The 21,204-nt window shown below is 71.9% G+C and carries 18 protein-coding genes; 11 read left to right on the forward strand and 7 right to left on the reverse strand.

Annotated features, from left to right (window positions below):
- The first annotated feature begins 183 nt into the window (after positions 1-183).
- The 9 genes from KBX26_RS08855 to rdgB all read left to right on the forward strand — a co-directional run bounded on the left by KBX26_RS08855 (position 184) and on the right by rdgB (position 7,133).
- Positions 184-1,734, forward strand: a complete 1,551-nt coding sequence (locus KBX26_RS08855; protein WP_210865132.1) for a hypothetical protein — start codon at positions 184-186, stop codon at positions 1,732-1,734.
- A 148-nt stretch (positions 1,735-1,882) separates the two neighbouring features.
- Positions 1,883-2,173 (forward strand): ATP-dependent Clp protease adapter ClpS, encoded by a 291-nt coding sequence (gene clpS / locus KBX26_RS08860; protein WP_030331276.1) that lies wholly within the window; start codon positions 1,883-1,885, stop codon positions 2,171-2,173.
- Positions 2,170-2,670: a DUF2017 domain-containing protein gene (locus tag KBX26_RS08865; protein ID WP_030331274.1), complete on the forward strand. Its 501-nt coding sequence runs from the start codon at positions 2,170-2,172 to the stop codon at positions 2,668-2,670. The genes clpS and KBX26_RS08865 overlap by 4 nt, the downstream gene beginning before the upstream one ends.
- Positions 2,671-2,722: 52 nt before the next feature.
- Entirely contained in the window at positions 2,723-3,211 is a 489-nt protein-coding gene (locus KBX26_RS08870) for a Mov34/MPN/PAD-1 family protein (protein ID WP_030331272.1), read from the forward strand.
- Between the two features lie 65 nt (positions 3,212-3,276).
- Positions 3,277-3,633, forward strand: a complete 357-nt coding sequence (locus tag KBX26_RS08875; RefSeq protein ID WP_210865133.1) for a MoaD family protein — start codon at positions 3,277-3,279, stop codon at positions 3,631-3,633.
- A gap of 11 nt (positions 3,634-3,644) precedes the next feature.
- On the forward strand, positions 3,645-4,610 hold the full coding sequence (locus KBX26_RS08880; RefSeq protein ID WP_210865134.1) for a PLP-dependent cysteine synthase family protein: 966 nt from the start codon (positions 3,645-3,647) through the stop codon (positions 4,608-4,610).
- A gap of 223 nt (positions 4,611-4,833) precedes the next feature.
- The gene (locus KBX26_RS08885; protein WP_030331266.1) at positions 4,834-5,577 is read left to right on the forward strand and encodes an MBL fold metallo-hydrolase; all 744 of its coding nucleotides are present in this window, start codon (positions 4,834-4,836) and stop codon (positions 5,575-5,577) included.
- A 157-nt stretch (positions 5,578-5,734) separates the two neighbouring features.
- A complete protein-coding gene (gene rph, locus KBX26_RS08890; protein WP_210865135.1) occupies positions 5,735-6,466 on the forward strand; it encodes a ribonuclease PH in 732 nt (243 codons plus the stop codon).
- Positions 6,467-6,518: 52 nt separating this feature from the next.
- The gene (gene rdgB, locus KBX26_RS08895) at positions 6,519-7,133 is read left to right on the forward strand and encodes an RdgB/HAM1 family non-canonical purine NTP pyrophosphatase (RefSeq protein WP_030331263.1); all 615 of its coding nucleotides are present in this window, start codon (positions 6,519-6,521) and stop codon (positions 7,131-7,133) included.
- A 79-nt stretch (positions 7,134-7,212) separates the two neighbouring features.
- On the opposite strand, the gene KBX26_RS08900 is transcribed toward rdgB, so the two are convergent.
- The 7 genes from KBX26_RS08900 to KBX26_RS08930 form a co-directional block, all read right to left on the reverse strand.
- Positions 7,213-8,682 carry a glycosyltransferase family 39 protein gene (locus KBX26_RS08900; RefSeq protein ID WP_210865136.1) on the reverse strand — a complete coding sequence of 490 codons (1,470 nt, stop codon included), beginning with the start codon at positions 8,680-8,682 and terminating at the stop codon, positions 7,213-7,215.
- A 270-nt stretch (positions 8,683-8,952) separates the two neighbouring features.
- Positions 8,953-10,491 (reverse strand): histidine ammonia-lyase, encoded by a 1,539-nt coding sequence (hutH, locus tag KBX26_RS08905; protein WP_210865137.1) that lies wholly within the window; start codon positions 10,489-10,491, stop codon positions 8,953-8,955.
- Positions 10,488-11,684: an imidazolonepropionase gene (gene hutI, locus KBX26_RS08910; protein ID WP_210865138.1), complete on the reverse strand. Its 1,197-nt coding sequence runs from the start codon at positions 11,682-11,684 to the stop codon at positions 10,488-10,490. Before hutI ends, hutH begins: the two co-directional genes overlap by 4 nt.
- On the reverse strand, positions 11,681-13,042 hold the full coding sequence (locus KBX26_RS08915) for a formimidoylglutamate deiminase (RefSeq protein ID WP_210865139.1): 1,362 nt from the start codon (positions 13,040-13,042) through the stop codon (positions 11,681-11,683). Before KBX26_RS08915 ends, hutI begins: the two co-directional genes overlap by 4 nt.
- A 256-nt stretch (positions 13,043-13,298) precedes the next feature.
- Positions 13,299-14,501: an allantoate amidohydrolase gene (locus KBX26_RS08920; protein ID WP_210865140.1), complete on the reverse strand. Its 1,203-nt coding sequence runs from the start codon at positions 14,499-14,501 to the stop codon at positions 13,299-13,301.
- Positions 14,498-16,156 carry a urocanate hydratase gene (hutU, locus tag KBX26_RS08925; protein WP_030331256.1) on the reverse strand — a complete coding sequence of 553 codons (1,659 nt, stop codon included), beginning with the start codon at positions 16,154-16,156 and terminating at the stop codon, positions 14,498-14,500. Before hutU ends, KBX26_RS08920 begins: the two co-directional genes overlap by 4 nt.
- A 16-nt stretch (positions 16,157-16,172) precedes the next feature.
- Positions 16,173-17,024 carry a MurR/RpiR family transcriptional regulator gene (locus KBX26_RS08930; protein WP_030331255.1) on the reverse strand — a complete coding sequence of 284 codons (852 nt, stop codon included), beginning with the start codon at positions 17,022-17,024 and terminating at the stop codon, positions 16,173-16,175.
- Positions 17,025-17,224: 200 nt separating this feature from the next.
- Here KBX26_RS08930 and KBX26_RS08935 point away from each other — a divergent pair, with 200 nt between their 5' ends.
- A complete protein-coding gene (locus KBX26_RS08935) occupies positions 17,225-19,219 on the forward strand; it encodes a trypsin-like peptidase domain-containing protein (protein WP_210865141.1) in 1,995 nt (664 codons plus the stop codon).
- A complete protein-coding gene (locus KBX26_RS08940) occupies positions 19,219-20,961 on the forward strand; it encodes an O-antigen ligase (RefSeq protein ID WP_210865142.1) in 1,743 nt (580 codons plus the stop codon). The genes KBX26_RS08935 and KBX26_RS08940 overlap by 1 nt, the downstream gene beginning before the upstream one ends.
- Positions 20,962-21,204 lie beyond the last annotated feature (243 nt).

Here is a 21,204-nt window from a genome sequence, read left to right on the forward strand (position 1 = left end):
TCGATCGAAATCCGTCCGCGCCCGCACCGTCACGGTGCGAAGTTGAGTAAGCGCACAATTACCGGTGAGTATTCGGGGTGTTCTGCCCGGTCGTCGGCCCGCCCGTAGTCTTCCGACATCCGGGTTGACGTACCGGAAAATTTCGCGACCGGACCTCCGACCACCTGCAACGGGAGGCACCTGATGAAGCAGGGCCCTCTCCCCTCGGTCGACTCGTCGGACGACATGACCGGCCCAACCGACCTACCCACCTGCGGCCCGCTCCCCACCCGGATCGGCGTGGCGGGCCCCGCCCCGGACGAGCCGCTCGGTGTGGTCGCCGTCGGTCCGGCCGGTGCCGAGCGGCGTGCCGTGCTCGCCACACTGCTCGGGCTCGACCCGGTCATGCTCACCGTGCCCGCCGGCAGCTGGTTGGTGGTGCGCAACGCCCAGGTGCCCACCCGGGCGGCGTTCGTGCCCGGTTACCGCCAGCCGCACTCGTACGGCGCGGACCGGGACGCCGCCGGTCCGGCGTTGGCTCGCCCGCCCCGGCGGGTCGAGCTGACAGTGCCCGAGCCGCTGCTGCGGCACTTCGCCCTGATCGACGTTCCGGACACCGCCACCCTCGGCGTCGCCGGCACCCAGGTGCTGCTCGAAGCGGCGGGCCGGGCCGGCGCGCTGCTCTTCGTGATCGCCGCCGACCAGGCTTTCACCGCCGCCGAGTTGAACCTGCTCGCCGAAGTCGCCTCGACCTCGGTGGAGGTCGTCTTCGCGGTCACCCCCGGCGCGGCGGGTTGGGCTCCGCTGGCCGACGGCACGGCGACTACGGAGGGCGCGGGGGCGTCCGTCCCGCCGGTCGGGGGTGCGCAGACCGAGGTGGACGCGGTAGCGGTGACGGTGGAGGCGCATCGGGCCGCGCTGCTGGCCGCGGTGCCGGCGTTGGCCGGCGCGCGGTGGTTCCCGGTCGACGACGCCGCCTCCGCCGGCGACCTGCGGCGGGCGCTGGTGGGTTGGGCGTCGCGTGAGGGTTTGCAGCGGGCCAGCGTCGGCCCACCGGTAGTGCCGGGCCAGCAGGGTCGCGTCGCCGTGGCCGCCGATCCGGGTGACTGGTCCGAACGGCTCGACCGTCACGCCCGCTCGTGTGCTCAGCGGATCCGCCAGCACCTCGCCCTGGAGTTGGCGAACATCCACCTGCGGGCCGTTCAGGAGATCGTGTTCGGAGTCGGCTGTGCCGGCCTGCCGGATCTGCTCGACCGGGAGATGGCGGCGTTGTCGCTGTTGGCCACCGCGCAGTGCGATCAGGCGGTGCGCGGCATCGTGACCGACGTCGCCTCCCGGGTGTTGGGCGTTCCGCCGAGCGAAGGCGTGCGACGTCGGATCGCCGCCGCTGTGCAGTACGGCCTGGCGGATCACCGGCCCGGCCAGGAGTTGGACAAGGTGCTGTTGATCACCAGTACGGCCGGGGTGGCCGAGTTGACCGGCCCGGAGGCGATCGACGCCGCCGCCAGCTATCCGGTGGCGTCCCGTGACGAGGTGCTCCCACCGGTCGCGGTGGCGCTCTCCGGCGGGTGCTGGCAGCAGTGGCGTACCCCCGGCAACGACAACCACAGCGCGGCGCGGGCCTGGTCCCAGCGGGCGGTGCGCGAGGTCGAGCTGGGGTTGTCCAGGGAGATCTCCCGACGGTTCGAGGTGATCCGCCTCTCGCTGGGCGTGGTGCTCTCCGATGCAGTTGATCACGGCATCCTGCTCGCCTGACGGCGCGCCCGCCGGTTGGCCCGGGTCCGGGCCCGACCCGGCGCTCGGCGGCGTCCAGAGCGGGTCGGGAGTGCCCGGAGTGGGTGATCCGCGCCGGGCCGGCGTTCCGGTTCCTCGGTTCCGGGAAACCGGTGGCACGATGGGGGGCATGGCGGCTCCGCAGGTTGTACCGGTCGAGACGCCGGACACTGACGAGGTGCCGGCGTCCGACCGGCAGTGGGTGACGATCGTGTGGGACGACCCGGTCAACCTGATGACGTACGTGACCTGGGTTTTCCAGAAGCTTTTCGGCTACAGCCGGGAGAGGGCCGAACAGCTGATGCTGGACGTGCACCACAAGGGGCGTGCCGTGGTCTCCACCGGCGCCCGCGAGCGGATGGAGCACGACGCGTCGCAACTGCACGCGTACGGGCTCTGGGCGACGGTGGACAGATCATGAGCATGTTCCGTCGCCAGGCCGGTCACTACGTGGCCGTCTTCGCCGTCGACGAGGTGCGGGTGCTGCGGAAGGTCGCCTCCGAGGTGGTGGGTCTGCTCACCGACGGCTTCGACCACACCGACCCGGTCGTCGGTCGGCTCTTCCCGGCGGTCTACCCGCAGGACGCTCCGGGCACCGCCGAATTTCGCCGCTACACCGAGGGCGACCTGAAGACCGCGAAGATCGATCAGGCGGGGGCGATCCTGGCCGCGTTGCCGGACGACGCCGGTGGCGAGGTGCGGCTGGACGCCGAGGCCGCCGAGGCGTGGTTGCGGGCACTGAACGACGCCCGGCTCGCGATGGGTGTCCGCCTGGAGATCAAGGACGGCACGGATCTGGGCGAGGAGTTGGACGACGCGGTCGCTGAGGACCCGGGTTCCAGCAGGGTGTTCCAGCTTTCGGTCTACGCGTATCTCGGATATCTACAGGAGTCGCTGCTCAACGCCTTGATCGACTAGGGGTGACCGGCACCACTTCGGCCTGTGCTCGACAGGCGTTAGGCTGGTGCACGTGCTGAGCATCGACCGGTCGATCATCGACGCGATCGTCGCCCACGCGCGGCGGGACCACCCCGACGAGGCGTGCGGCGTCGTCGCCGGTCCCGTCGGCAGCGACACCCCGACCCGGCACATCCCGATGGACAATGCCGCCCGCTCGATGACCTTCTACGAGTTCGACTCGATGGAGCACCTGCGCGTGTGGCGGGAGATGGACGATCGGGACGAGGAACCCGTCGTCATCTACCACTCGCACACCGCCACCGAGGCGTACCCGTCGCGGACGGATGTCGCCTTCGCCGGTGAGCCGGGGGCGCACTACCTGCTCGTCTCGACCCGTGAGCCCGACTCGGAGGAGATCCGGTCGTTCCGGATCGTCGACGGTGTGGTCACCGAGGAGCCGGTCCGTGTCGTGGAGGCCGGCGTCGACCCGCACGCCGTGCAGTCCTACATGTTCGGGCAGAGCCCGGCGACGGTCGATTACGAGTGTTCCGGCCGCTGACCCGTCAGCGCCGCAACCGTCTCGTCCCGTCACCGTAGGCACACCCGATCGAGGAGTTCGACATCATGGCTATCGAGGTTCGCATCCCCACCATCCTGCGCAGCTACACCGGCGGCGCAAAGGTCGTCGAGGGCACCGGCGACACGCTCGCCGATCTGCTCACCGACCTGGATTCCCGGCACGGCGGTCTGCGCGGCCGGCTGATCACCGACGGGGGCACGCTGCACCGTTTCGTCAACGTCTACGTCAACGACGAGGACGTCCGTTTTCTCGGCGCGCTGGACGCGAAGCTCTCCGACGGCGACAGCGTCACCATCCTGCCGGCCGTGGCCGGCGGCGCGTTCGGCTTCGCCGCGGCGGCGGCGATCAGCTCGCACAGCGCGGCGGCCGTGGTGGCCGGCGACGCCGTCGCGGCTCGCTGAGGTCGGCCGCCATGGCGCGGTACGACAGCCTGCTCGACGCCTGCGGGGGCACGCCGCTCGTCGGTCTGCCCCGGCTCTCCCCGACGGTGCCCGACGGGGCCCCTCCGGTGCGGCTCTGGGCCAAACTGGAGGACCGCAACCCCACCGGCAGCATCAAGGACCGCGCGGCGCTGTTCATGGTCCGGGCGGCGGAGGAGTCCGGCCGACTCCGCGCGGGTGACACCATCCTCGAACCGACGAGTGGCAACACCGGCATCTCGCTGGCGATGGTGGCGAAGCTGCGCGGCTACCGACTGGTCTGCGTGATGCCCGAGAACGTCTCCACCGAGCGGGTCCAGTTGCTCCGGATGTACGGGGCCGAGATCATCTTCTCGCCGGCGGCGGGCGGTTCCAACCAGGCGGTCGCCACCGCCAAGCAGATCGCCGCCGAGCACCCGGACTGGGTGATGCTCTACCAGTACGGCAACGAGGCGAACGCGCGGGCGCACTACGAGACGACCGGGCCGGAGCTGCTGCACGACCTGCCCAGCATCACGCACTTCGTGGCGGGGCTGGGCACCACCGGCACCCTGATGGGCACCGGGCGGTACCTGCGGGAAAAGGTCGAGGGCATTCAGGTGGTGGCCGCCGAGCCGCGCTACGGCGAGTTGGTCTACGGCCTGCGCAACATCGACGAGGGCTACGTGCCCGAGCTCTACGACGCCTCGGTGCTCTCCCGGCGTTTCTCGGTCGGCACCCGGGACGCGGTGCTGCGCACCCGCCAGCTGGTGGAGGTGGAGGGCATCTTCGCCGGGTTCTCCACCGGTGCCATCCTGCACGCCGCGCTGGCGGTGGCGCACGAGGCGGTTCGCGACGGCCGGCGGGCCGACGTGGCCTTCGTGGTCTGCGACGGCGGGTGGAAGTACCTGTCCACCGGCGCGTACGGCGGCACGCTCGCCGATGCCGAGGACGCCCTGGAGGGGCAGCTCTGGGCCTGACCGATCTGGTCTGCCGACTACGGGCCGTCGACATCCGTCGACGGCCCGTTGGCTGCCCGGCGTACCGCGAGCCGGTGTCACGTTCGTGACAACTTCCGTTGGATGATTCTTGCTGCCGGGCGTGTCAGCGTAGGCTGCGCAGCGTGGCGTACGCGTCGGTAGAGATCATGGCCGGGACGATCGCCGGCACGGGTGCTACTGATAGTGACAGCGAGACCACTCGATGCGACTGACCGTCCTGGGGAGCGCCGGCAGTTTTCCTGGCCCCGAGTCGCCCTGCTCGGCCTATCTCGTCGAGGCTGACGGCTTCCGGCTCCTGGTCGACTTCGGCTCGGGCTCGCTGTCCAGCCTCCAGCGGTACGCGGGGCTGCACGCCCCGGACGCGATCCTGCTGACCCACCTGCACTGCGACCACATGTTCGACGCCGTGCTCTACGTCGTGGTGCGCCGCTACGCCCCGGACGGCCCCTACCCGGCCCTGCCGGTGTACGCGCCCGCCGGCGCCCCGGACCGGCTCAGCGCCGCGTACGGCGACGACGGGTCGGTGGAGGACGTGTACCAGTTCTACGCGCTCCAGCCGGGCACCTTCCCGATCGGCCCGTTCGCCGTCACCGTCGACCGGGTCAACCACCCCGTCGAGACGTACGGCGTGCGGCTGGAGCACGACGGCCGGTCGCTGTGCTACTCGTCGGACACCGCGCCGTGCGAGGCGCTGCTGCGGCTGGCGCAGAACGCCGACGTCTTCCTCTGCGAGGCCAGTTACCTCGACGGGATGGACAATCCACCGGATCTGCACCTCACCGGTCGGGAGGCCGGTGAGGCGGCCACCAAGGCCGCTGTGGGCCGGCTGCTGCTGACCCACCTGGTGCCCGCCTGGGGCAGCGAGGCGCACACCCTGGAGTCGGCCGCCTCCGCGTACACCGGGCCGCTCGAGGTGGTCCGGCCCGGCGCCAGCTACGACGTCTGACCCGGCAGGTCCGTCTCACGGTGCCGGGCCGCCCCAGGCGCGAGCCGAGGAGTTCGGCTGGCCGGCCGCTGTCGACGGGTTCCTCAGTGTGCACGGCGCCGACGTTCGCCGGGGCACCCCGAGCGCGGCGGATCACCGCACCGCATAAGGTGCAGGCATGGCGCGACCTGACGGGCGAGGGCCCTCTCAACTCCGACCGGTGACTCTGACCCGTGGCTGGAGCACCCACCCGGAGGGCTCGGTGCTCGTCGAGTTCGGTGGCACCCGGGTGCTCTGCACGGCGAGCGTCACCGAGGGCGTGCCCCGCTGGCGCAAGGGCTCCGGGCTCGGCTGGGTGACCGCCGAGTACGCGATGCTGCCCCGGGCCACCAACACCCGCTCCGACCGGGAGAGCGTCAAGGGCCGGGTCGGTGGCCGCACCCACGAGATCTCCCGGCTGATCGGCCGTAGCCTGCGGGCCAGCATCGACCTCAAGGCGCTCGGCGAGAACTCGATCGTGCTCGACTGCGACGTGCTTCAGGCCGACGGAGGCACCCGCACCGCCGCGATCACCGGCGCGTACGTCGCGTTGCACGACGCGGTGGGCTGGCTTGCCGCCCGCAAGGCGTTGGCCGGCAAGCCGGAGAAGGTGATGCACCGGTCGGTGGCCGCGGTCAGCGTGGGCATCATCGCGGGGGAGGCCCGGCTCGACCTCTGCTACGAGGAGGACGTCGCCGCCGAGGTGGACATGAACGTGGTGTGCACCGGCGCGGGCGACTTCGTCGAGGTGCAGGGCACCGGCGAGGCGGGCGTGTTCGCCCGCGACCAGCTCGACGCCCTGCTCGACCTGGCCGTCGCCGGGTGCGCCGAGTTGGCCGAAGCCCAGCGAAAGGCACTTACCTCCCCGTGAGCGCGAGGAGTGAGCTTGCGAGCCCCGCAGTCGCGAACAAAGGTGATTCAGCATGAACAAGGTCCTGCTCGCCACGCGTAACCGCAAGAAGCTCGTCGAGCTGCAGCGGATCCTGGACGGTGCGCTCGGCGCGCACCGGATCGCCCTGCTCGGGCTGGACGACGTCGAGCAGTACGCCGAACTGCCGGAGACCGGCCTGACCTTCGGCGAGAACGCGCTGATCAAGGCGCGGGAGGGGTGCCGGCAGAGCGGGTTGCCGACCATCGCCGACGACTCCGGGCTCGCCGTCGACGCGCTCAACGGGATGCCGGGCGTGTTCAGCGCCCGCTGGTCCGGCAAGCACGGCGACGACCGGGCCAACCTTCAGCTGGTGCTGGATCAGATCGCCGACGTGCCCGACGAGCAGCGGGCCGCCTCGTTCGTCTGCACCGTGGCGTTGGTGCTGCCCGGCGGCAAGGAGCACCTCGTCGACGGCCGGCAGCCTGGGCGGGTGCTGCGCGCACCGCGCGGTGACGGCGGCTTCGGCTACGACCCGATCTTCCTGGGCGACGGGCAGGACCGGACCAACGCCGAGCTGACCCCGGCGGAGAAGGACGCCATCAGCCACCGGGGCAAGGCGTTGCGTGAGCTGGCCAAGCTGGTCGCCAAGGTGCTGCCGCCCGCCTGAACACCCGGCCCGTTCCAGCTGAGCCCCGAGTGGGCTGGCTGGCGAAGGTGACTGACGGACGACCGTAACGGCCCGTCAGTCACCCCTTCTTGGGCCGGGGGGTGAGCAGTGAGACGCTCACGTCGGTGAAGCGGTCCACCTGGGTCACCACGAACCGGGCCCGCAGCGCCTTCTCCACCTCGGGATTCATCCCCGCGAACGAGGTCAGCTTGGTGGTGGACGGTTTCGTGTTGATCAGCCAGATCCGGGCCCTGGTGTCCAGGCACTTGGCCGGCCCGCCGCACCACGCCCGGTAGTTCGGCGTCGCCTGCCCCTCGGTCGCTTGGAACACCTCGGGGAGCGGCTTCTCCTGCAGGTAGTACTTGATGCCAGCGTTCGCCCACCACGGGAACGGGCCGGTGTACGCCACCAGGTCACCCGTACGTCGCTGCTGGTCGATCACCGCCGCGGCGCCCCGCAGGTCGGGTTCGAACTCGGTGACCGGAGCCCTGAGCGCGACGTGGCTGCTGAGACCCACGAGGAGCACCAGCACTGGGACCGCCACGGTGAACGTACTCAACCGCTGGGCGGCGACCTGCACCCCGGCGGCCGCCAACAGGCACCACGCGGGCAGCACGAACAGCACGTAGCGCTCGGTGAAGAGCAGCATGACGGGAGTCAGCGCCCACAGCAGAATCAACGGACCGAGGGCCCAGGCGGCGAGGTAGCCGACGCGGGGTCCACCGCCGACACAGCCGAGGATGCCGAGGCCCAACAGCACCCCGCCGACCCCGATCGCGCCGGGCAACTCCAGCATCCACTCGCTGAGGTCGCCCACCGAAACGGGTTGGATCCACGCGATCTGACCGCTCTGTGCCTTGGCCAGCCACACCAGCGGTGACAGGACTGCGACAGCGGCCGCTGTCGCACCCATCCACCAGGTGACCGGCTGCCAACTCTGCCGTCGGCGGGCCTCCAGCAGGACGAGCAGGCCATGTGCGGGCAGCACCACCAGGGCGATCAGGTGCAGCCAGCCGACCAGGACGAGCATGAGGGCGTAACAGATCCAGGCCACGCGGGAGTGCCGCTGCGTCGCCATCACCGCGAACAGGCCGGCCGCCGCCACCGCGGCGATGACCAGACCGTAGGGCCGCGCCTCCTGCCCGTACCGGGTCACGACCGGTAGGAGCCCGAACAGCACGCCAGCCAGCAGACCCACCCGTGGGCCGTACAACATTCGGCCCTGCAGGGCCGTCAGGGCGGCCGCGATCGCCACGGCGATCATCGAGGGAAGGCGGAGCGCCACCTCGCTGTCGCCGAAGAGCCGCACCCAGAAGTGCATTCCGAGGTAGTACGGAAGGAGCACCAGATCCTTCTGCTGCACCAACGCATACAGCTCTCGGAGCCCCATTCGGGCGGCGTCGAGTGTCGCGAACTCGTCTCGCCACAGCTGGCGGCGTCCCGCGGCGATCAGCACCACGACGAGGGTCAGCGCGCCGGCGGCCAGCGGCACCGCCGCGGGCCGCTGCCACCACTGCTGGCCAGGGCCGGTGCCGGTCTCAGCCGCCACCGGCGACGCGGTGCCATCACCATCACCACCAGCGGCTGGTGTTGCCGCCGCCGCAGACCTCTGTGCTGGTATTCCGGAATAGCGATCGCCGAGATGCAACTCTTCAGTGACGTCGTTCACGCCTGCTCACCTTCGGAACCGTTCCGGACGCCCCCGTCGGGCGGGAGGCTCCGGATACCCCCGCCGGGCGGGAAGCCTAGCAAGGGCCTGGACCAGCGAAATCCACCTGAACGGCTCAACCTTCCGGACGGTGGGCGCGTCTTTTCCGCGTCAGCTGAGCGTGCCGATTTCCGATTCGATGGCGGCTCGCAGGTTCGGACCGCTCACCACCGCACGGGCCGTCTCCACCAGGGGAGCGAGGAACACGTCGGGCCCGGGCTCGCCGATCACGTCGGTGAGCGCCTCCACGGCGGCCTTACCGGCCGGTGACGGCTCCAGCGGGGCCCGCAGTTGAAGGCCGCGTACGCCGGCCAGCAGCTCCACGGCGAGCAGGCTGGTCAGGTTGTCCAGGACGGTCCGCAGCTTCTTGGTCGCCGCCCAGCCCATCGAGACGTGGTCCTCCTGCATTCCGCTGGTGGGCAGCGAGTCCACCGAGGCGGGGGCGGCGAGCCGACGGTTCTCGGCGACGATCCCGGCCGCCGTGTACTGGGCGATCATCAGCCCGGAGTTGACCCCGGCGTCGGGGGAGAGGAACGCCGGCAGCTCCCGGGAGCGGGTGACGTCGAGCAGCCGGTCCACCCGCCGTTCGGCGATCGCGCCCACCTCGGCGGCGGCGATGGCGAGGAAGTCCGCGGCGAAGCCGAGCGGCGCGCCGTGGAAGTTCCCGGTCGACTCGACCCGGCCGTCCGGCAGCACCACCGGGTTGTCCACAACGGACACCAGCTCCCGGGCGGCGACGGTGCGGACGAAGTCCAGGGTGTCGCGGGCCGCGCCGGCCACCTGCGGCGCGCACCGCATCGAGTACGCGTCCTGCACGGCGTGCGCCAGGTCGTCGCGGTGTGAGTCCATCACCCGGGAGTCCTGCAACAGCCGGTGGATGTTCGCCGCCGACGCCGCCTGACCGGGGTGGGGCCGGATCGCGTGCAGCTCGGGCAGGAACGGTCGCTCCGAGCCGAGCATCGCCTCGATGGCCAGCGCGGCCGTCACGTCGGCCATGGCGAACAGGTGCGCCGCGTCGTGGATGGCCAGCAACAGCATGCCGAGCATGCCGTCGGTGCCGTTGATCAGCGCCAGCCCTTCCTTGGCGGCCAGCTCGATCGGCTTGAGCCCGGCGGCGGTCAACGCGTCGGCCGCGTCCTGCCGCTCACCGGCCGGGCCGAGGACCCAGCCCTCGCCGAGCAGCACCAGCGCGCAGTGCGCCAGCGGCGCCAGGTCGCCGGAGGCGCCCAGCGAGCCGTGCTCCGGCACCCACGGGGTGATGTCGTGGTTGAGCAGGTCGACCAGGGCCTCGGCGACCAGCGGCCGGACCCCGGAGCGGCCCAGGGCGAGCGACCGGACCCGTAGCAGCATCATGGCCCGGACCACCTCGCGCGGCATCGGAGCGCCCACCCCGGCGGCGTGCGAGCGGATCAGCGCGTGTTGCAGCTCGGCCCGTCGCTCCGGGGCGATGAAGGTGTTGGCCAACGCCCCGAACCCGGTCGAGACCCCGTAGACGGGGCGACCCGACGACTCGATGCCGTCCACGATGGCCCGGCTGGTCGCCATCGCCTCGATGGTGGCGGGGGCGAGGACGACCGTGGCGGTGCCGCGGGCCACCGCGAGAACGTCGTCGGCGGTGATCCCGGTGGGCTGGATGGTCACGTTCGTCATTGCGGAACTCCGTTGCGTATTACCTGGCGGATCAGGGGGACACCGGGCCGGTAGGCCAGGTGCAGGTAGGACGGCGCGTCGAGGACGACGAGGTCGGCCCGCGCGCCGGGGGTGAGGACACCGATGTCGTCGCGGCGCAGCGCCCGCGCGCCACCGGCGGTGGCGGCCCAGACCGCCTCCGCCGGGGTCATCCGCATCTCGCGGACCGCGAGGGCCACGCAGAAGGGCATCGACGAGGTGTACGACGAGCCGGGGTTGCAGTCCGTCGCCAGCGCCACTGTGACACCGGCGTCGAGCAGCCGGCGGGCGTCCGGGTACGGCGAGCGGGTGGAGAACTCCGCACCGGGCAGCAGCGTGGCGACCGTGGTGGTGTGCAGGCCTTCATGGCACATGCAGTCGATCCGGTTCGACGCGAGCGCGTCGATGTCGGCGTCGGACAGGTAGGTGCAGTGGTCGACGCTCGCCGCGCCCAGCTCCACGCCGAGCTGAACGCCGGGGCCGGGGCCGAGCTGGTTGGCGTGGATCCGGACGCCCAGACCGACGGCCTGACCGCAGGCCAGGATGGCGCGGGCATGGTCCACGTCGAAGGCGCCCCGCTCGCAGAACACGTCGACCCACTTCGCGTACGGCGCGGCGGCGGCCAACATCGGGCCGCAGACCAGCCCGACGTAGTCGTCGGGGCGGTCGGCGTACTCGGCGGGCACGACGTGCGCGCCCAGGAAGGTGGTCTCGGTGCTGCTTTCGGCGGCGATCCGCAGCGAGCGGGCCTCGTCGGCGACGGTCAGGCCGTACCCACTCTTGATCTCCATGGTCGTGGTGCCCTGGCGCAGCGCCTCCCCGCGCAGCCGGCGCACGGTGGCCCGCAGTTCCTCGTCGGTCGCGGCCCGGGTCGCGCCGACAGTGGTCCGAATGCCGCCGCCGGTGTAGGGCTGACCGGCCATCCGGGCGGCGAACTCGGCGGCCCGGTCCCCGGCGAAGACCAGGTGGGCGTGGCTGTCCACGAAGCCGGGCAGCACGGCGGCCCCGCCGGCGTCGATGTGATGGTCGGCGGCCGGCGCGTACGCGGACGGCCCGACCCAGGCCACCCGGCCCTCCTCGACCAGCACGGCGGCGTCGCGGCGGATGCCGAGCGGGCCCTCGCCGGCACCGTTGGTGACCAGCTCCCCGATGTTGTCGACCAGCAGGCTGCTCATGTGGGGTTCACCGCCTCGATTGCCGCCGCCAGCTCGGCCGGCACGTCGACGCTCAGGTGCCGGCCCTCGGCCACCACCACCCGGCCGTCCACCATGACCTGCTCGACGTCCGCCGCACCGGCCGCGAAGAACACGCCCACCGGCGGCACCCCGGCGGTGCGGGCGCTGTCCAGGCGTACCGTCACCAGGTCGGCGCGGGCACCCACGGCGATCCTCCCGGCGTCGGCCCAGCCCAGCGCGGTGTGCCCGGCGGCGGTGGCCGCCGTCAGCAGGTCGAGCGGTGCGAAGTGGCCGCGCCGGCGGGTACGCAGCCGCTCGTCCAGCTCCACCGCCCGGGCCTCCTCGAACAGGTCGATCACCGCGTGACTGTCGCTGCCCAGGCTGAGCCGGATGCCCGCCTCGGCCATCAGCCGGGCCGGGCCGATCCCGTCGGCGAGATCCCGCTCGGTGGTCGGGCAGAGGCACACGCCGGTCCGGCTGTCGGCGAGCAGGGCGAGGTCCGCGCTGGTCGGGTGGGTGGCGTGGACGGCTGTGGTGTTCGGCCCGAGCACGCCGTGCTCGGCGAGCAGCGCGGTCGGCGAGCGCCCGTGCACCGCCCGGCACTCGTCGTTCTCGGCCGGCTGCTCGGAGAGGTGCACGTGCAGCGGTGCCTGCCGCTCCCCGGCCCACTCGGCGACAGTGCGGAGCTGGTCGGCCGGGACCGCCCGCACCGAGTGCACAGCCGCGCCGACCCGGACGTGCGGGTCGGTCGGCTGGAACGCCGCGGCCCGTTGTGCCCAGCGGGCCGCGTCCCCGTCGCCGAAGCGGCGCTGCGGCCCGGCCAGCGCCTGGCCGTCCACCGTGGAGGTGAGGTAGGCGGTGTCCAGCAGGGTGAGCCGGATCCCGGCGTGCGCGGCGGCCTCGACCAGCGCCGCGCCCATCTCGTTCGGGTCGTCGTACGCGCCGCCGCCGGGCCGGTGGTGCAGGTAGTGGAACTCGCCCACACAGGTGACCCCGGCGAGCGCCATCTCCGCGTAGACAGCGCGGGCCAGGGCGAGGTAGGTGTCCGGATCCAGCCGGTCCGCGATGGCGTACATCTGGTCCCGCCAGGTCCAGAAGTCACCCCGGCCGCCGTGGGTGCGCCCACGCAGCGCCCGGTGGAAGGCGTGCGAGTGCGCGTTGGCGAGACCGGGCACTGTCAGGCCGGGCAGCGGTACCGCGTCGGGGTACACCTCGACCCCGGCCGGTGGCCTGCTGCTGGGGGTCAGTGGCGTCACCGCCGCGATCCGGCCGGCTTCGACCTCGATGAGCACGTCGGGTGTGGGTTCGGCGTGCTCGGGCAGCCAGGCGTACTGGGCGAGCCAGCGGGCGGTGGTCATGCTCCTCGCTCCCTTTGGAGCTGAATCGTCTGCGACATCAGCGGCCGGGATGATGTCGACGGCTCGGGTGACATCCGCGGCCGGGGCGCTGTCGACGGTTCGGGTGGTGTCAGCGTGTGGGGCGCGAGGGCTGATTCGTTTGCGACATCAGCTCCAAAGCACGACGGCAAGAGGTGCCGACCAGCGCCGCGCCGCAGACCACGCACCCGCGCTCGCCGGAGATCCGAGGCCCCCGGCGACCAACTCGCCAGCTCGTTCACGCGCATGTCAGCTCCTCCAGCACCCGGGCCAGCGCCCGTACCCCGGCCGCACAGTCATCGTCCGTCGCGGCCTCGGCGGGGGAGTGCGAAATCCCGGTCGGGTTGCGCACGAAGAGCATCGCGGTGGGCAGGTGCCCGGCGAGCACCCCGGCGTCGTGCCCCGCCCCGGTGGGCAGCACCGGAGCGTCGAGCAGCGTGGCCAGCCGCTTGGCCAGCCCACCGTCGAAGGCGACCAGTGGAGTGGCCGACTCCTCGGTGACGGTCACCTCCGTACCGTCGCGGCGGGCCCGCTCGGCGAGCTTGCCGCGCACCGCGTCGATCAGCCCGGTCAGCGTCTGCGGGTCGGCGGCCCGGGCGTCCAACCAGCCGGTCACCTTCGACGGGATCGCGTTGGTGGCGTTGGGTTCGACGGCGACCCGGCCCACCGTGGCGTGCGCGCCGCGCAGCCGGGCCTCCTTGTTGGCGGCCAGCACCGTGAACGCGTAGGTCAGCATCGGGTCGCGCCGGTCGGCCATCCGGGTGGTACCCGCGTGGTTGCCCTCGCCGACGACGTCGAAGCGCCACCTGCCGTGCGGCCAGATCGCGCTGGCCACCGCGACCGGCGCGTCCGTGTCGACCAACGCGCGGCCCTGCTCGACGTGCAACTCCACGAAGGCGCCGAACCGGCCCAGCAGCTCCGGCCGGGCGCCCGCCGGCCGGTCGCCGAGCGCCTCGGCGAAGCTCACCCCGGCCGCGTCGCGCAGGCCGGCCGCGCGCTCGGCCGACAGCGCGCCGGTGAGCAGCCGCGACCCCAGACACGGTACGCCGAAGCGCGCCCCCTCCTCCTCGACAAAGGCACCCAGCACCAGCGGCCGGGCGGGGGTGACGCCGGCGGCGCGCAACTCGTCCACGGCGAGGAACGCGCTGACGATGCCGAGCGGCCCGTCGTACGCCCCGCCGTGCGGCACCGAGTCGAAGTGGCTGCCGGTGAGCACCGCGTCCGACGCCTCCGGGTCACCCCAGTGGGCGAAGAGGTTGCCGTTGCCGTCCTCGCTGACCGGCATGGCACGACGCTCGGCCTGCGCGCGGAACCAGGCGCGCAGCTCCCGCTCCGGCTCGGTCAACGCGTACCGCAGGTAGCCGCCGCTGTCGGCGTCCCGCCCGACCGGCGCGATCTCGTCCCACAGCGCCCGGAACCGGGCCGAAAGGTCGTCGCTCACGCCGGTCCGCCCTCGGTCATCGGCACCCGGACGCCGGTGCGGTCGGCGACCTCGCGGGCGCTCTCGTAGCCGGCGTCGACGTGCCGGATGACACCCATCGCCGGGTCGTTGGTGAGCACCCGCTCGATCTTCTGACCGGCCAGGGCGGTGCCGTCCGCCACGCACACCTGCCCGGCGTGGATGGACCGGCCGATGCCCACCCCACCGCCGTGGTGAATGGACACCCAGGACGCGCCACTGGCCGTGTTGACCAGGGCGTTGAGCAGCGGCCAGTCGGCGATGGCGTCGGAACCGTCGGCCATCCCCTCGGTCTCCCGGTAGGGGCTGGCGACGCTGCCGGTGTCCAGGTGGTCCCGGCCGATCACCACCGGGGCGGAGAGTTCGCCGGAGGCGACCATGTCGTTGAACCGCACGCCCGCCAGGTCCCGTTCGCCCTGGCCCAGCCAGCAGATCCGGGCCGGCAGGCCCTGGAAGGCGACCCGCTCACCGGCCAGCCTGATCCAGCGGGCCAGCGACTCGTTCTCCGGGAACAGGTCGAGGACGGCCCGGTCGGTGGCCGCGATGTCGGCCGGGTCGCCGGAGAGCGCCGCCCACCGGAAGGGACCCCTACCCTCACAGAACAACGGCCGGATGTACGCGGGCACGAAACCCGGGAAGTCGAAGGCGCGCTGATAGCCGGCGAGTTGCGCCTCGCCCCGGATCGAGTTGCCGTAGTCGAACACCTCGGCGCCGGCGTCGAGGAAACCGACCATCGCCGCCACGTGCCGGGCCATCGACGCCCGGGCCCGCTCGGTGAACTCGGCCGGCTTGGCCGCCGCGTACTCCCGGGCGTCGGCCAGCTCCACCCCCACCGGCAGGTACGACAGCGGGTCGTGCGCGCTGGTCTGGTCGGTCACGATGTCGATCTCCACGCCCCGCACCAGGAGTTCGGGGAAGACCACCGCCGCGTTGCCGACCACACCGACGGAGAGCGCGCGCCGGTCCCGCTTCGCGGCGAGCACCCGCCGCACCGCGTCGTCGAGCGAGTCGGCCACCTCGTCCAGGTAACGGTCGTGCACGCGGCGGTCGAGCCGGGTGCGGTCCACGTCCACGATCAGGCAGACGCCGCCGTTCATGGTGACCGCGAGTGGCTGCGCGCCGCCCATTCCGCCGCAACCGGCGGTCAACGTCAGCGTGCCGGCGAGAGTGCCCGCGAACCGCTTGGCGGCCACCGCCGCGAACGTCTCGTAGGTGCCCTGAAGGATGCCCTGGGTGCCGATGTAGATCCACGAACCGGCAGTCATCTGCCCGTACATGGTCAGGCCGAGCTGTTCGAGGCGGCGGAACTCCGGCCAGGTCGCCCAGTCGCCGACCAGGTTCGAGTTGGCCAGCAGCACCCGGGGCGCCCACTCGTGGGTGCGCATGACCCCGACCGGGCGGCCCGACTGCACCAGCATCGTCTCGTCCTCGCGCAGGTCGGTCAGGGTGCGGACCAACGCGTGGTACGACGGCCAGTCGCGTGCCGCCTTGCCGGTGCCGCCGTAGACCACCAGGTCGTCGGGGCGCTCGGCCACCTCGGGGTCGAGGTTGTTCATCAACATCCGCAGGGCGGCCTCCTGCTGCCACCCGCGGGTGGTGAGCTGGCTGCCTCGTGCGGCACGAATGGGCTGGGTCATCTCTGGTCTCCTCCGGTCAACCGAGGAACAACTGTCGGCGGGCCGCCGAGGCTTCGAACGCCTCCAGTCGGCGCTGGGTGTCGGCCGGCGCGGCATCGCAGATCGCCTGCAGCAGCACCATGGCCAGGGTCATCGGGGCGGTGTGCAGGTCGAAGACGAGCTGCGCGCCCACCGCGGCGGCGAGCACCACGTCGGCGTGCTCGGTGGCCGGGCTGACCGGTGAGTCGGTGATCGCCACCACTGTCAACCCGGCGTCGCGGGCGTCGCGCAACGCGTCCAGGGTTTCCCGGGGGTAGCGGGGCAGCACGAAGGCGAGCACGGCGCTCGCCCCGGCCTCGGCGGCCTGCTCCAGGCGGTCGGTGAGCAGGCTTCCCCCGTCGTCGAGGACGCGCACGTCCGGGTGCACCTTGGCCGCGAAGTAGGCGAAGTACGCGGCCAGCGGTGCGGCGGCGCGCAGGCCGAGCACCGGCAGCGGACGACTCGCGGCGAGCAACCGCCCGGTTTCGGCGATCCGGTCCCGGTCGGCGAGCTGACCGGCCAGTCGGTCCAGGTTGTCCATCTCGGCGCGGACCGCCTGCTGGAGCTCGTTGCCGGCGTCCGCCGACCCGCCCGGTGCGGTGGTGGTGAGGTCGCGCAGCCGGCGGCGCAGCGCCGGGTAGCCGTCGTGGCCGAGCGCGACGGCGAACCGGGTGACCGACGGCTGACTGACGCCGGCCAACTCGGCCACCTCGGCGGCGGACAGGTAGGCCACGGTGGGCGCGTGCTGCACCAGACAGTGCGCGATCCGGCGCTGGGTGGGGGTGAGCCGCACCCCCTGGAGCAGGTCGAGCACCTGCTCGGCCGGTGCCCCGACAGCTCCTTCATTCACACGGTGACTCTATGCATGAAAACTTTCAATAAGCAACAGGCGTCACACGTCGCTTGCCGGCTGGCCGGGGAACCCCTTGACGGGCTGGGAAAGTGCGCCTCGCGGGCCCCGTCAACCGGCTGTCGGGCCGACGACCACCAGGGCGGCGGACGAGCGCGCTCTCTGTAGTATCCGCACGGCGGTTGAGCAGAGGAGTGCGCATGCAACCGGTTGGTCCGTACAGGTTCACCCACATGCTGGGCACCTGCCCGGCCGGTAAGGCATGGGCAGCCATCGACGGGCAGGGCCGGTTGGTGACGATTGCCGTGCTGAACGCGGCTGTCGCGGACGCGCCGGGCTGGCGGGAGGCCTTCGTCGGCACCGCCAACGGGTTGGCGCAGGCGCCCGGCGGTCAGACCTTCGCCTACGCCGACTTCTCCGCGGCCGAGCCGTGGGTGGCGTACCCCGCGGAGGCAGGCCCGGGCGCGGAGCGACTGTTCCGGGCGCTCGGCCAGGACTACCAGCCGGTGCCCACCGAGGGCGTTCCCGCCGCCCCGGTCTCCGGCATCCCGCAGCAGGTTTCCGGCGTGCCGCAGCAGGTGTCGGGCATCCCTCAGCAGGTGTCTGGTGTGCCGCAGCAGGTTTCCGGGATCCCGCAGCAGGTGTCCGGCGTCCCGCAACAGGTGTCCGGCGTCCCGCAACAGGTGTCGGGTGTGCCGCAGCTGACCTCGGGCCCTCCGCCGGCGCCCTGGGCGCTGCACGCCGGCCCGCCGGTGGCGCCCAACCCCAACCCCGCGCCCGCGCAGCCCGCCACCGACGAGCCGCAGCCGCCCGCCGTCGGACCGGTGGACGCCCCGCCACCGCACGATCCGTTCGCCGCGCCGGTGCGACGGATCCAGCCGTCGGCCCCACCGAAGCGGCGCACCGGCCTCTGGGTCAAGGTGGCCGCGCTCGCGCTGGCGGTGGCGGTGGGCAGCGGTGTGGCGGTCTGGGCGCTCGCCCCCGACGAGCCGATCGACCCCGACATCCCGCCGACAGTTGGCGCCACCGCGTTCCCCACTGCCGCCGCCGTCGACCCGCCACTGAAGCCATGGGCGCAGGCCGCCCCGTACAGCCCCGAGGAGCGCGCGTTGGCGGTTGCCGCGCCCGCGCTCGTCTTCGTCGAAACGGTCTTCACCGGCTACGTCCGCGACGCCAGTACCAACGCGCCGATACGGGCCACGCCCATCACCTTCACCCGCAGGTGCAGTGCCTTCGTGGTCACCCCGGACGGGCACGCCCTCACCAGTAGCGCGTGCGTCAAGCCCACCCAGGAAACCGCCCGGCAGATCGCGCTCGACACGGTGGCCCGGATGCTCGTGCGCGAGCAGACACTGGTCCCCGCGCAGGTCCAGGAGTACATCCGGACCAACATGGGCAAGACGAAGTTCACCGGCATCGATCCGGGCACCGAGCCCGGTACCGAGATCCACGGCCAGCTCAACACCGCCAAGGGCAACCTCACCACGGAGCCGGCGATCCCGGCGCAGGTCGTCCGGGCGCTGCCTCCCGACACCGGCAACATCGCGCTCATCAAGCTGGGCCGGGGGAGCCTGCCGGTGGCGGAGCTCAACCCCTCGGCGACCCTCACCGACGGAAGTTCCCTGCTGATTGTCGGCTTCGCCACCACCGATGACGACTTCCGCACCGCAACCTACGGCCCAAAGTCGAAGCTCGTCGGTATCACCGGCACCGGGCGGCGGGGGTCGGCGTCGATCTCCCGCATCAACCAGGATCTCGGAACCACGTCCCACGGCGGTATCGCCCTGGACGCGAGCGGCCGGGTGGCGGGGATGATCGACCAGGATCAGGCTCGCCCCGACAGGGCAAATCGGGTGATTGTCCCGTCGTCGAGCCTGAACGCGCTGATCGGCGAGGCCGGAACCGCCAACAAGCTCGGTGACTCCGACAAGCTGTATCGCAAGGCCCTGGACGCCTACTTCGCTGGTCAGCACTCGGCGGCGATCACCCAGTTCGACGCGGTCGCGCAGGCATCCCCCGGCAACCTGCTGGCGAAGGCGTACCGGCAGAATGCCGTGGAACGGCAGCAGAACGAGTCCGAGCCGAGCGACCAGTCGGTCTGGCTGATGGCGTTGCTCGCCGGTGCCGGCGGCGCGATCTTCGTCGGTCTCATCGTGCTCGTGGTGATGCTGGTCCGACGCCGTAGGGACGTGTGATGAACGGTTCCATCCAGAGCATGGCCCCGCCGACGGATCGGCCCGCCCGGCCCATCTCGGGGCTGCTCTCCACCGCGATCGTGGTGGTCGTCGGCGCGCTGCTGGTGCATGTGCTGCTCGAAACCTGGGCCCAGGTGCTGAGCGGGCCGACGAGCGTGGATCCGCGCGCCAACCTCGACGGCTCGGCCCAGTGGCCCAAGCAGCTGAAGACCGTCCTCTACCTGGGGCTCGCCGGGCTGACGGTGGTCAAGGTCGCCGTCGATCGGCTGTGGCACCGGTTCCTTACCGGCGCCGACCTCGCCCTGGTGGTGCTGGGACTGGTGATGGTGCTCGCCGGTCTGGTGAACGACTCCTCGATGTCCCTGATGGGCGAGGCGCTGTTCGTCTACTTCCGTGGCGTCATCGTCTTCTACGCGCTGCGCGCGGCCGACCTGAACTCGATGATGATCCGTCGCCTGCTCATCGTGGTGGCCGTGGTGGTGAGCGTCAACGTTCTGCTCGCCCTCGTCCAGATGGTCGTGGGTGAGCCGGCCTACCGCGTACTCGGCTGGGTGGACCTGACCTGGTCGGAGCAGAGCCGCGCGCAGGGGCTGCTGTCCCACCCGAACCACCTCGGCCACGTCCTGGGGCTGACCCTGCTCGGTTTCGTCGCCTGGCTGGCGACCGCCACCGACGTCCGACGGCGCTGGTGGGCGGTGGCCGTCGTCGCCACCGTCGCCATGTCCGCGACACAGTCCAGGGAAACGCTGCTGGGCGTCCTGATCGGCGCTGTGGTGATCGCGGTGGTGGCCCGCACGAACACGCGACGCATCCTCGCCGTCTGCCTGCTGGTGGTCCTCTGCACCGTCGCCCAGATCGCCGCCCGGCCCGACAACCGGGCCGAATGGGAACGCCGCATCGGCAACGCGTTCACGAGCTTCAATCACCCGGCGGGCAGCGAGTCGTCCCCGCCAGCTCCGCCGGCGGCGGCCACGGCCAAGCCCTCCCCGACGGCCACCCCCCGGCCGGACGGCGGCTCGACCGCGTCAGGTGGCCCCAAGACCTCGGCGAAGCCGTCGACGTCGCCCGGGACCAGCGGATCCGGCGGTCCGGGCGGATCGCCGGGCGCGGCCACGCCGCAGCCCACCCACTCGCCCGCGCCGGTCCGCGAGATCCGGGTGCTCTACCTCCAGCAGGCAGGGAAAATCCTGCCGCGTCAACCCCTTCTCGGCTTCGGTATCGGCCAGTTCGGCGGTGTGGTCGCCGAGAAGGACAATCCGAACTGGCACAAGAACCCGAAATTCGGCCCGGGTGGCTTCAACCGCTACGGCTTCCAGGCGGTTCAGGTGGACTCCTTCTGGCTGCACCTGATCATGGAGGTCGGCGTTCTGGGGTTCGGCGCGTACCTGGTGTGGCTCTTCATGATTGCCAAACCACTGCTGGCCCGGACCCGTCAACTGCGTCGTACGGGCCACCGGCCGGCACCCAACGTGCTGTGGGGAATCGCCGCACTCATATTCGCCTGCATCGTTGGCTTCCTCTCGCCGTCGATGGAGGATCCCCTGCTCCCGCCCCTTCTTTGGACGGTCGTCGGTCTGGCCTGGTGGGCCGCACGGCGCTCCGCCCCCATCGATCAGAAGGACGGCGGGCCCGCCGATACCACTGGCCCCGCCGGTGCCCGGGAGGACGACACCCGCATCCTCGCCACCGACGAGATCCTGGCGCAGGCGCGTCGGGTGCGACCCCCGGCGGGGTTCCGCTGAGGTAGCGCGACACGCGTTTGTGTCACTACTCGTCCACATTCAGTAGTGGTGCGATCATGAGTGCGTCGCTAGAATCCATCTGCCGCGCGCGGCGTTCAGATCGGGCATCCTTCGGCGTGACGGTCCTACCGGAGCGTCGCCAAGGGACGACCAGCAGTGACCATCACGGGGGTTGTGGGCATGGGCGATACAAGCAGAGCCGATGGCTCGTCCGTTGGCCGGGCACCGGTCGACGCGAGCCTC

The sequence above is a fragment of the Micromonospora sp. C97 genome, from assembly GCF_018070385.1.
GTDB lineage: Bacteria > Actinomycetota > Actinomycetes > Mycobacteriales > Micromonosporaceae > Micromonospora > Micromonospora parva.